This window comes from Elusimicrobiota bacterium (assembly GCA_016182905.1).
GTDB lineage: Bacteria > Elusimicrobiota > Elusimicrobia > UBA1565 > UBA9628 > GWA2-66-18.
Map to the genome: position 1 here is coordinate 98,484 of JACPFR010000005.1, position 11,632 is coordinate 110,115.

An 11,632-nucleotide genomic window follows, 5' to 3' on the forward strand; every position below is an offset into this window, starting at 1 on the left:
CGCTATTCGACTTTGACGCTCCGGCCGGCGTGGACGCGGGACCGGGACAAGGTCACGCGCAGGATCCCGTTGCGGCACGCCGCTCTCGCCGTGGACGGCTTGACCTGGTCGGGCAGGCGCACCCGGCGCAGGAACTCGCCCCGCGGCAGCTCGCGCCGCCCCGCCCCGTGCGCGCGTCCCTCCTCGCGCCGGCGGCCGCTGACGGTGAGCATGTCCTCGGTGACGCTGACCTTCATGTCGGCCTTGTCCACGCCGGGGAGGGCGAAGCAGACCGTGATCTCGTCGGCGCGCTCCTCCACGTCGGCTTCCGGGACCCAGAGCGCGAGCTGGGAGGGCGCCGCCTCGGCCAGCCGGGACATCAGCATGCGGCGCGCCGGGTACCAGCCCCCGGCCACGGCCTGCTCCACGCCTTCCAGGATGTCGTGCACCGGCTCCCAGCCGGAGCCGTCGGTCTCTCGCGGCGAGCGCTTGTTCGTGGTCATGGCGTCCTCCTGCTCCCTGACGGCTTACGACGCAACGAAACGGCGCGGCCCCAGAACCGCAGGTCGTTGCGGCCCAGCTTCTTGACCGCGTACATCGCCCGGTCGGCCTTGGCGAGCAGTCGTTCCGGCGTGGTCCGGCCTTCGATCATGCAGCCCCCGATGCTGACCGAGGTCCGGACCCGGCGGCCGCGCAAGGTGAACGGCCGCCTCATGACGTGCAGGATCTTGCGGGCCACCCGGGCGGCGTCCTGCCGGCCCGAGACCGGGTCGAGGAGCAGGGCGAACTCGTCGCCCGCCCAGCGGGCCACGACGTCGGTCCGCCGGACGCAGCCGCGCAGGCGCGCCGCCACCGCCATCAGGAAGGCGTCGCCCGCGGCGTGGCCCCAGCGGTCGTTGACGTCCTTGAAGTAGTCGAGGTCGAGGAAGAGGACGCAGAGCTGGTCGCGGGAGGGGCGGCCGGCCAGCGCGCGCCGCAGTCGCTCGTTGAAGAGGCGGCGGTTGGGGAGGCCCGTCAGGGGGTCGTACTGGGCGAGATGCGTGAGGCGCTCCTCGTTGAGCTTCGGGCTCGTGATGTCGCGCGAGATGCCGATGTAGCAGCGCGTGTGGCCCCAGGCGTCGGTGATCGCGCTGATCGTGAGCCATTCGAGGTAGACCGCGCCGTTCTTGCGCCGGTTCCAGATCTCGCCCTGCCAGCAGCCGGCGCGGCGGATGTCGCTCCACATCCGGCGGAAGAACGCGCGGTCGTGCTTGCCGGAGTGTAGGATGCGCGGATTCCGGCCGATCAGCTCCTCGCGCGGGTAGCCGGTGACGGAGCAGAAGGCGTCGTTGGCCGCCATGATCGAGCCGTGGGGGTCGGTGATGACGACGCCGTCGTGCATGGATTGGATGACCTGCCATGCCGTGATGGACAGCGCCGGCTCGCGCGACCTGGCCATATCGTCGGGTCGTGCAATGGACCGGCCAAGGGGGGGAAAAGCATGCCCGGGGAGCGGGCACGGTCGACGCGACGTACGCGTCCGAGCTCGCTGCTCCCGGGGGAGGTGACGGGTCATCCCGGCCTCCGCATAAGGGAGGTGCAATGGAACGGCCAGGGCGGGCCGAGTCGTAGCGTTGCACCAGGGTTTTCGACGCAGGAGGGTCTATGCCGCGGACCATCGAGTTCGGCCGGCGGCGGGACGAGTGCGCCGCATGACCGCCCCGCACGAGCCCGCCAAGGCGGTATCCCGCATCCTCGAGGCGCTGTCCCGCTTCGAGCCCGCTCCCCGTCCCGTCTCCCTGCTCCTCAAATAACGCGGTCGCCCACCCGGTGGAGCATTCGTTGCTGGCGAGGGAATGACCATGTTGAAAGACCGCGAGACCGCCGCCTGGCACCGCCTGCCTCCGGAGGAGGCCCTGTCCGCCCTGGGCTCGTCGGCCGCCGGCCTGAGCGCCGCCGAGGCCGCGGCGCGCCTGGCCGAGAACGGCCCCAACGCGCTGGCGTCCGCGCCCCGCCGCTCCGCCGCCGCGATCTTCCTCGCCCAGTTCGCCGACGTCCTCGTGGTCGTCCTCCTGGCCGCGGCCGTGGTCTCGGGGGTGATCGGCGACCTCGAGGACACGGTCGTGATCGCCGTGATCCTCGTCCTCAACGCGGCGATCGGCTTCTTCCAGGAGTACCGCGCGGAGAACGCCCTGGCCGCGCTCAAGGCCATGACCGCGCCGACCGCGCTCGCGCGGCGCGACGGCGAGCTCGTCACGGTGGCGGCCGCGGACCTCGTGACCGGGGACGTCGTGGCCCTCGAGGCGGGCGCCGTCGTGCCCGCCGACCTGCGCCTGCTCGAGGCGGCGCGCCTGAACGTCAACGAGTCCGCGCTCACCGGCGAGTCGGTGCCCGTGGAGAAGTCCGTCGCCGCCGTGGACAAGGACATCCAGGCGCTGGGCGACCGGCGCAACATGGCCTATGCGGGGACCATCGTCACCGGCGGACGGGGGACGGGCGTGGTCGCGGCCGTCGCCATGGCCACCGAGTTCGGGCGCGTCGCCGGCCTGTTGCGGGACACGGAGGAGGTCGGCACGCCCCTGCAGAAGCGCCTGGCCTCGTTCGGACGGCGGCTGGCCGGCGTCGTGCTGGGCATCTGCGCGCTCGTCTTCGCCGCCGGCGTGCTGCGCGGCGAGCCGGTCCTCCAGATGCTGCTGACCGCCGTGAGCCTGGCCGTCGCCGCGGTGCCCGAGGCCCTGCCCGCGGTGGTGACGATCTCGCTCGCGCTCGGCGCGCTCAAGATGGCCAAGCAGAACGCGCTCGTGCGCCGCCTGCCCGCCGTGGAGACCTTGGGCTCGGTCACCGTCATCTGCTCCGACAAGACCGGGACCTTGACGCTCAACAAGATGCGCGTCGAGGAGATGCACGGGGAGGGGGAAGGACTCGTCGCGGCGATGGCGCTGTGCAGCGACGCCCGCGAGGACTCCGAAGGGCGGATCACGGGAGACCCGACCGAGGCGGCCCTGCTCAGCGCGGCGCTGAGCGCCGGGGCGGACCTGCGCGCGCTCGCGCGGCTCTATCCCCGCCTCGAGGAACTCCCCTTCGATCCCGAGCGCAAGCTGATGACCACCTTCCACCGCCACCCCGAGGGAGGGTTCGTCTCTTTCACCAAGGGCGCGGCCGAGGCCGTGCTCGAGCGCTGCGACGCCGCGCAGCCCGAGGCCGCGAAAGCCGCCGAGAAGCAGGCGGCCTCCGGCCTGCGCGTGCTGGCCCTGGCCTCGCGCCGCTGGGCGGAGCGCCCCGCGACCCTCACCCACGACCGGGCCGAGGCCGGGCTGACCTTGCTCGGCGTCGCCGGCCTGCTGGACCCGCCCCGGCCCGCGGCGCGCGCCTCGGTGCTCACCTGCACGGAAGCGGGGATCAAGACGATCATGATCACCGGCGACCACCCGCTCACGGCGTCGGCGATCGCGCGGCGGCTGGGCATACTGAACGGGGACGACGGGGTCATGGACGGCGTCGAGCTCGCCTCGCTCGGCGACGAGGAATTCGCGCGCCGGGTCGAGGGCGTGCGGGTCTACGCGCGAGTGGCCCCCGAGCAGAAGCTCCGTATCGTCAAGGCGCTTCAGCGCCACGGGGAGGTCGTCGCGATGACCGGCGACGGCGTCAACGACGCGCCGGCCCTGCGCCGCGCCGAGATCGGCGTGGCCATGGGGGTCGCGGGGACCGACGCGGCCAAGGAGGCCTCCGCGATGGTGCTCCTCGACGACGACTTCGCGACGATCGTCGCCGCCGTCCGCGAGGGACGGCGGCTGTACGACAACATCCGGCGCTTCGTGAAGTACCAGCTGACGACGAACTCCGCCGAGGTCTGGATCATCGCGAGCGCGCCCGTGCTGGGCCTTCCCATCCCGCTCCTGCCCATCCACATCCTGTGGATCAACCTGCTCACCGACGGCCTGCCCGGGCTGGCGCTCGTCGCCGAGCCGGCCGAGGCCGGCCTCATGCGGCGCGGCCCGCGGCCGCCGGGGGAGAGCATCTTCGCCCACGGCCTGGGCCTGCACGCCGTCTGGGTGGGCGTGCTCATGTCGTTCCTCGCCCTCGGCGCGCAGTTCCTCCTCGTCTCCCGGGGCGACGCGCATTGGCGGACGATGATCTTCACCGTGCTGGTGTTCACCCAGATGGGCCATGTGCTCGCGATCCGCTCGGAACGCGAGTCGCTGTTCTCCCAGGGGCTGCTGTCCAACAAGCCGCTGTTCGCCGCGGTGGCGGGGATGATCCTGCTCCAGCTCGCCGCGGTCTACCTTCCGCCTTTCCAGCGCGCGCTGAAGACCCAGGCGCTGAGCCCCGGCGAGCTGGCCGCGGCGGCCGGATTGTCCACGGTCGTGTTCTTCGCGGTGGAGCTCGAGAAATGGCTCAGGCGCCGCGGCGCTCGCGGATGATGTCGTAGAAGCCGAAGGCGAGCGCGATCGCGAGCGGGCCGATGAACAGGCCGGCGATCCCGAAGGCCTTCAGCGCCCCGATCACCGCGACGAACACCAGCGGGATCGGGAGCTTCGTCTGGGCGCCGAGGAGGATGGGGCGCACGACGTTGTCCGACAGGCTCACGACGAGCACGAACCAGAGGGCGAGCGCCGCCGCCTTCGCCGCGGCCCCCTGGAGCGCCGTATAGGCCACGACCGGCACCCAGATCACCGCGGAGCCGACGAAGGGGATCGGCGAGAGCAGGACGCAGGCGGAGCCGAGGAGGAAGGCGAAAGGCACCCCGAACAGCGCGAAGCCCGCCCAGGCGAGCGTTCCCTGGAGAAGGGCGACCGCGAATATGCCGTTGGCGACGGCGAGCAGGACGCCGCGGATCCGCGTCAGCAGCCGGGCCTTGTCCGCCTCCGGGAGCGGGATCAGCTCGCTGGCGCGGCGGACGACGTCCTCCCCGTCGCGCAGGAACAGGAACAGCGCCGCGGCGAACACGGCGAAGTTGAGGAAGACGACCGCCGCGTTCTTGGCCAAGGCCCGCGCCGCGCCGCCCGCCCAGGCGCCGACCTGGTCGAGGTTCTCGAGCACGGCCTGACGCGGCTTGAGGTTCAGCGCCGCGGCCAGGTCGCGGCCCGTCGCGACGACGCCCGCGAGCCTCTGCGGCGGCTTCCAGCCGGCCCCGCCGTTCTCCGACAGCACGGCCAGCCGGTAGCGGGCCGCCGGATAGGCCTCCTCGGCCTCGCGCAGGAGGGCCCAGCCGCCGAAGAAGAACGGCACGGCCCCGGTCAGGCACACCAGCGCCGTCAGCGCGGCGGCCGCCGCCCCGGGACGGCGCGGCGCGCGGCCCGCGCAGGACTTGTGCAGGGGGGCGAGGACGAGCGCGACCGAGGCGGCTGCGAGCAGCGCGCCGAGGAACGGGGCGAAGAGGCGCGCCGCGAGCAGGGCCAGCAGCAGGCCGGCGACGGCGAGGAAGCGGGTCTCCATACCGGGTGAGCCAGCAACGTTCCTGCCCGCCTCGCGCCGGTCATCGCGTATCCGCGGGGTCGCGGGGGGCCGTCCCGAGCCTGCGCAGGACGTCCTCCATCAGGCACCAGCGCGTGAACGCGGACTGGAGGAGGTTCGCCCCGACGAAGGCGGTGAACCAGAGGAACCGCGCGTCGACCCAGTGGGCCAGCGCGAGGCTCGCGAGGATGAAGCTCCCCGCGATGGCGCGTATCTGTCGTTCGATCGTCATCGGTCTTCCTCCATCATGAAGTAGAGTACGGGCACGGCGATGCGCGAGAGCACGGTGGAAGCGACCTCGCCCGCCATCAACGCCACCGCCAGGCCCTGGAAGATGGGGTCGAACAGGATCACGCCCGCGCCCGCGACGACGGCCGCCGCGGTCAGGAGCATGGGCCGGAAGCGCACCGCGCCCGCGTCGATCACCGCGTCGCGCAGAGTCATGCCCTCGCGGCGGCGCAGCTCGATGAAGTCGACGAGGATGATCGAGTTGCGCACGACGATGCCCGCGCCCGCGATGAAGCCGATCATCGAGGTGGCGGTGAAGAAGGCGCCCATCGCCCAGTGCGCGGGCAGGATGCCGACCAAGGTCAGCGGGATCGGCGCCATGATGACGAGCGGGACGGTGAAGGACTCGAACCAGGCCACGACGAGGCCGTAGATGAGGAGGAGCACCAGGGCGAAGGCGACGCCCATGTCGCGGAACACCTCGTAGGTGATCTGCCACTCGCCGTCCCATTTCAGCGCGAGCTTGGAGCGGTCGTCGGGCAGGCGCGTGTACCAGGTCTCGAGGTCGACGCCGGCGTCCCTCGCCAGCCTCTCGATGCGCGGCTTCAAGTCGAGCAAGGCGTAGACCGGACTCTCCGTGCGGCCCCCGACCTCGGCGATCACGTAGGACACGGGCCGCAGGTTCTTGTGGTAGACCGGGCCGTCCGCGTCGAGCCTCGATTCCCGCGTGAGCGCGCCGACCGTGATGGGCGCGCCGGAACGGGCGATCAACGACACCGCGCGCGCCCCGTCGAGGGAGCGGCGGCGGTCCTCCGGAAGGCGCAGGGCGATCTCGACGGGCTCGAGCTCGCCGTCCATGTGCGCCAGGTCCAAGGTCTCCCCGGCGAGGCCCAGGCGCGCGGCGGCGGCGACCGAGGCTGGCGCGATGCCGTTGAGCGTCGCCTTCTCCCGGTCGACGACGAGGCGGCTCAGCGGCTCCGGCGAGGGGACATAGGTGTCCACGTCGGTGACGTCCGGGGTCATCTCGAGCAGAGCCTTCAGCCGCCGGGCGAAATCGTCGCGCTTGGCGGCATCGGGCCCGTACACCTCGAACACCAAAGTCGACAGCACGGGCGGGCCCGGCGGGACCTCGGCCACCTGCACGCGCGCGCCGTATTTCCGGGCGATCTCGGTGACGGCCGGCCTCACTCCGCGGGCGATCGGGTGGCTCTGCCGCCGCTTGCCCTTCGGCGTCAGCCGCACGACGAGGTCGGCCTGATCGGGATTCGTCCGCAGGAAGTAGTGACGCACGAGGCCGTTGAAGTTGTGCGGCGCGCCCACGCCGAGGTAGGCGATGACTCTCTCGACCTCGGGGACAGCCCGCAGGACCGCGGAGAGCTCCGCCACCGCGCCCTTCGTCGCGGTCAAGGACGAGCCCTCGGGCATATTGAGCACGACCTCGAAGTCGTCCTTATCGTCGAACGGGAGCATCTTGATGACGACGGCCTTCAGCGGCACGAGCGCGGCCGCGGCCAGGAGCATCAGCGCGGTCGCGGCCAGGTACCAGGCCCGCGCCTTGCGGTCGTCGAGAAGGCGGCCCATCACGCGGCGGTACAGGCGGTCGAGTGCGCCTTCCTCCGCGTGCGCCTTGGCCGGGCTCGGCTTCCAATAGGTCAGGATCTTCACGAACGCCCAGGGAGACACGACGAAGGCGATGAAGGCCGAGAACAGCATCGCGAACGAGGCGCCGACCGGGATCGGGCGCATGTACGGCCCCATGAGGCCGCCGACGAAGGCCATGGGCAGGATCGCGGCGATCACGGCCCAGGTGGCGAGCAAGGTGGGGTTGCCCACCTCGTCGGTGGCGTCCACCGCGAGCTTCCACAGAGGCCGTCCGTCGCCCATCGCGAAGTGACGGTGGATGTTCTCCACGACGACGATCGCGTCATCCACTAGGATCCCTATTGAAAAAATGAGCGCGAACAAGGTGATCCGGTTGAGCGTGTAGCCCACCATCCAGTACACCAGCAAGGTGAGCGCGAGCGTGACCGGCACGGCGATCAGCACCACCAGCGCCTCGCGCAGACCGAGGGCGAGGGCCACCAGCACGGTGACCGAGAGCGTGGCGAGCAGCATGTGATAGAGGAGCTCGTCGGACTTGTGCTTCGCGGTCTCGCCGTAGTCGCGCGTGACCGTGACGGTCAGCGCGCCCGGAAGGGACTCGCGGGCCTTCTCCACCCGGGCCAAAGCGGCGCGGGTGACGGTGGTCGCGTTGGCGCCGCGGCGCTTGGACACCTGGAGCGTCACCGCGGGGACCGCCGCGCCGGAGGGCCCTTCGTAGACGGCGACTTCCCGCTCGTCCTCGTCGGGGCCGTCGACGACCTTGGCCACGTCGGCGACGCGCACCGGCCGCCCGTCGGAGACGCCCAGCACCACGGCCCGCAGATCGTCCGCGCCGCGGATGAAGGCGTCCGTCTCCACCTTCACCGCGCGCCCGCCCGCGTCCACGGTGCCGGACGGAAGGCGGCGGTTCGAGGCTCTCAAGAGCCCCGCCAGATCGAGCGGGGACAGACGGCGGCGCGCCAGCGCCGCCGGGTCGAAGAACACCGACAGGCGCCGGCGCCGGCCGCCCAGGATCTCGACGTCGGCCACGTTCTCGACGGTGGTCACCACGCGGCGCAGCTCGGCGGCGGCGCGGCGCAGCTGGAGCGGGGAAAGTCCGGCGCCCGTGAGGGTCAGGGCCAGGACCGGCACGTCGTCGATCGAGCGGGGCTTGATCAGGGGCTGCCCCGCGCCCGGAGGGAGCAGGTCGAGGTTGGCGAAGGTCTTGGTGTAGACGCGCGTCATCGCGTCGTCGGGGTCGGTGCCGACCTTGAAGCGCACGATGAAGAAGGCGCCGTTGTTCTGGGCGGTCGCGTACACGTACTCGACGCCGGGGATCTCCATGAGGCGGCGCTCGCCGACGGCGACGACGCGCTCCGACACCTCGGCCGCGCTCGAGCCGGGCATCGGCACCATGACGTCGAACATCGGCACGTTGATCTGCGGCTCCTCCTCTCGCGGCAGGCGGGCGGTCGCCATCGCGCCCAGCGCGATCGCGCCGAGCACGATCAGGGCCGTCAGCTTGGAGCGGACGAAGGACTGGGCCAGGCGCCCGGCGGGTCCGAGGGGGGGGTGGGCGTTCATCGCGGGACCTCCAGGCTGCGGCCGAGCACGGCCACGGCGTCCGGGTCGAAGCGCCCCTGCGCGGCGCGCAGGGCCGCCCATTCGGAGCGCTGGCGGCAGACGGCCTCCAGCCGCGCCTCCTCGAGGCGGGCGACGGCTTCCTCCGCGCGCAGGACCTCGAGCACGCTTTGTCGGCCTTCCCGATAGAGGGGGCGGACCTGCTCGAGCGACTCTCGCGCCCGGGACAGGGCCTCGCGCAGCTCCGGGAGCGCGGCGGCCAGGCCCCGGAGGCCCGCGGCGCGGGCCAGGACCTCTCCGCGGGCCGCGTCCTCGGCGCTCATCCGCGCCGCGCCGGCCGCGGCTTCATCGGCCGCGGCGCGCGCGCGCCGCGAGGCGTACGCGGGGTCGCCGAACAGCACGCTCGCGCGCACGCCCACGAGGCGGCTCGCGGCGCCGGAGTTGAAGCCGTCGGCGGAGTTATTCACCGCGGCGAAGGCGTCGACCGTCGGCAGCAGGCTGTGCCTGGCGCCGTCGCGGCGCACGCCGGCCGCCCGCTCGCGCAGGCCGGCCGCGCGCAGGTCGGGGCGCGCGGCCAGGGCCGCGGCGACGAGGGCCTCGTCGCTCTCCAGAGGGGCCGCCCAATCGAGCAAAGCCCCGGTCGTCTCGGGCGCGGGCCCGCCGAGCAGGACGCCCAGCTCGGAGCGGCTCGCCTCGCGCTCGGCCGCGGCGCGCGCGCGCCAGGCCTTGAGGCCCGACAGGACGGCGAGCGCGGCCTGGTGATCGGAGCCGAGCACGAGGCCCTGCTTCTTGAGGCGCTCCGCGCTGTCGACCGCGGCGCGCGCCGTGGCCAGGCGGGCGTCGAGCTCCTCGAGGACGCCCTCCGACTTCAGGGCGCGCAGATAGGCGCCGGCCGTCCGCAGGCGCACGGCCTGGGCGGCCGCGCCGCCCATGACCTCCGCCTCGTCGGCCGACAGCGCCGCGAGCCTCCCCGCCCGCGTCAGCTCGAAGCCGGTGAACAGCGGCACGCCCAGCTCCAGGCTCCCGTGCACGGCGGTGCGGTAGCCGGGATGATTGAGCGTGTCGGGGTTGAAGTCGGGGGCCGTGACGGCGCGCCGCGTCATCAGCTCGCCGAAGGCGTACAGCGGGTCGTCGCCGCGCATCGCCGACGCGCGGGCGCTCAGGCGAGGCCAGCGGGTCCAGAACGCCTCGCGTCCGGCGGCCTCGGCCTGGGCCCGGCGGGCCTTCGCCTCGGCGGCCGCCGGCGAACGCAGGACGGCCGCCTCCGACGCGGCCGACAGGTCCAGCGCCGCGGCGGGCGCGGCGGCCAGGATCAGGAACAGCGGGAAGACTCTCATGGTTCGATACCCCTCACCTGTTGGATGCGGGCCGATCCAAAAGGATTCAGGGATCGCGCTATCGGCGGCGCAACGCGGCGGCCAGGGCGCGGCGGGCCGAGGCGGGGGGAGGGGAGGCGCGCTTGAGCGCGCGCAAGGTCAGGACGGTGTGCTCCAAGGTCTTGAGCAAGGAGGCGCAGGAGCGGCACGAGGCGCGGTGGCGGGCGAGGAGCTTGCGCTGCGGCGCGGGTAGCTCCTGGTCGAGGTAATCGAGCAGGAGGCCCACGCGCCGGCGGCAGGACATCTTCTCGAGCTTCATAGGGAGCGCTCGAACTCGTCGCGGAGGAACAGCCGCCCGCGATGGAGGCGGGATTTGACCGCGGGGATGCTCAGCTTCAGGATCTTCGCCGTCTCCGCCGCGGAGAGCCCCTCGACGTCGCGCAAAGTCAGCACGAGCCGGTACTCCATCGGCAGCTTGGCCAACGCCCCGGAGACTTTTCCGATGAGCTCCTTCTTGTTGGCGGCCTCCTCCGGGGTGGGGGCCCAGTCCCGGAATTGATGCGACGGGGCGTCCTCGTGGTCGTGCGGGCGGTCGAGGAGCGGCACGAACGGCTCGCCGCGCTTCTTGCGCCGCTTCATCAGGCACAGGTTCGAGGCGATGCGGTACAGCCAGGTGCCCAGCTCCGAATCGCCGCGGAAGGCCTTGAGCTTCTTGAAGGCGGTGATGAAGGTGTCCTGGTAGACGTCGTCGGCCTCGGCGGAGAGGCCCGCGCAGACGGTCTTCGCCAACCGGTAGATGCGGTCCTCGTAGCGGCCGACGAGGCTCGAGAAAGCCTCGGTGTCCCCGTTGCGGCTGCGTTCGATGAGTTCTTTTTCCGCCTGCACGCGCTGATTATAGTGCATCCGGCCCGCCGGGCATGCGCCTTTTTTTATTTTTCATTTCTCCCTCAGGGGTTTTGAGCAGAAATCTGCGCAAAACCAAACACGCGGGTTTTGAGCTGGGATTCGATCAAAACCCTCTTCGAGAAAATCAAATAGGGCCGAGGGAACAATTCGGGGGGCTCGATCGTATGAGAGGATGCGATTTCGCAGATACCCGTATGAATGGCCGGGAATCCCGGCGTGGTGCTGGCCGCGCGTCGCGCGCGAGCTTCCGTCGATCAGGAAACAGCCGTTCCTGAAGGCTCTGCGAAAGGGCGGGCGGCCCCGCTGCGACGACCGGTTGGCTCTCGGGGCGATCCTCTGGCGACTGCGCTGCGGCGGCACCTGGAGCGAGCTTCCGGAGCGGTTCGGCTCCGCCGCCACGGCGCGCCGGCGCCTGGCGAAATGGCAAAGGGGGTGCATTTTGGAGCGGGCCTGGCGCGCGTATCTTTATCAGCAAAGCAGGGGCGAGCTGGAGCGCTGGCGGGACTGCTTCGAGGCTGGCGCCTTCCGGGGCGAGTCGTTCTGGCGCTACGATCTAGACCGCGTCTGGAGGACGGAGTTCGCGCCGATCGTGGCGGAAAAACTATGAT

At 71.8% G+C, this 11,632-nt stretch carries 10 protein-coding genes; 2 read left to right on the forward strand and 8 right to left on the reverse strand.

Features of this window, described 5'->3' with window-relative positions:
* Positions 1–2: 2 nt before the first annotated feature.
* Positions 3–482 (reverse strand): Hsp20/alpha crystallin family protein, encoded by a 480-nt coding sequence (locus HYV14_01720; protein ID MBI2384708.1) that lies wholly within the window; start codon positions 480–482, stop codon positions 3–5.
* Positions 479–1,417 carry a sensor domain-containing diguanylate cyclase gene (locus HYV14_01725; GenBank protein MBI2384709.1) on the reverse strand — a complete coding sequence of 313 codons (939 nt, stop codon included), beginning with the start codon at positions 1,415–1,417 and terminating at the stop codon, positions 479–481. The genes HYV14_01720 and HYV14_01725 overlap by 4 nt, the downstream gene beginning before the upstream one ends.
* A 403-nt stretch (positions 1,418–1,820) precedes the next feature.
* Here HYV14_01725 and HYV14_01730 point away from each other — a divergent pair, with 403 nt between their 5' ends.
* Positions 1,821–4,379: a cation-translocating P-type ATPase gene (locus HYV14_01730; GenBank protein MBI2384710.1), complete on the forward strand. Its 2,559-nt coding sequence runs from the start codon at positions 1,821–1,823 to the stop codon at positions 4,377–4,379.
* Here HYV14_01730 and HYV14_01735 read toward each other — a convergent pair.
* Genes HYV14_01735 through HYV14_01760 form a run of 6 tightly spaced genes read right to left on the reverse strand, consistent with a single transcriptional unit; the run spans position 4,354 to position 11,003 of the window.
* Entirely contained in the window at positions 4,354–5,394 is a 1,041-nt protein-coding gene (locus HYV14_01735; GenBank protein MBI2384711.1) for an AI-2E family transporter, read from the reverse strand. The two genes, HYV14_01730 and HYV14_01735, sit on opposite strands and share 26 nt — an antisense overlap.
* A gap of 40 nt (positions 5,395–5,434) precedes the next feature.
* Positions 5,435–5,644, reverse strand: a complete 210-nt coding sequence (locus HYV14_01740) for a DUF2892 domain-containing protein (protein ID MBI2384712.1) — start codon at positions 5,642–5,644, stop codon at positions 5,435–5,437.
* Complete coding sequence (locus HYV14_01745) at positions 5,641–8,805, reverse strand: efflux RND transporter permease subunit (protein ID MBI2384713.1); 3,165 nt, start codon at positions 8,803–8,805, stop codon at positions 5,641–5,643. Before HYV14_01745 ends, HYV14_01740 begins: the two co-directional genes overlap by 4 nt.
* Positions 8,802–10,139: a TolC family protein gene (locus tag HYV14_01750; protein MBI2384714.1), complete on the reverse strand. Its 1,338-nt coding sequence runs from the start codon at positions 10,137–10,139 to the stop codon at positions 8,802–8,804. The genes HYV14_01745 and HYV14_01750 overlap by 4 nt, the downstream gene beginning before the upstream one ends.
* Before the next feature lie 58 nt (positions 10,140–10,197).
* The gene (locus HYV14_01755; protein ID MBI2384715.1) at positions 10,198–10,437 is read right to left on the reverse strand and encodes a hypothetical protein; all 240 of its coding nucleotides are present in this window, start codon (positions 10,435–10,437) and stop codon (positions 10,198–10,200) included.
* A complete protein-coding gene (locus tag HYV14_01760; GenBank protein MBI2384716.1) occupies positions 10,434–11,003 on the reverse strand; it encodes a sigma-70 family RNA polymerase sigma factor in 570 nt (189 codons plus the stop codon). The genes HYV14_01755 and HYV14_01760 overlap by 4 nt, the downstream gene beginning before the upstream one ends.
* A 193-nt stretch (positions 11,004–11,196) precedes the next feature.
* Here HYV14_01760 and HYV14_01765 point away from each other — a divergent pair, with 193 nt between their 5' ends.
* The gene (locus tag HYV14_01765; GenBank protein MBI2384717.1) at positions 11,197–11,631 is read left to right on the forward strand and encodes a transposase; all 435 of its coding nucleotides are present in this window, start codon (positions 11,197–11,199) and stop codon (positions 11,629–11,631) included.
* Position 11,632 lies beyond the last annotated feature (1 nt).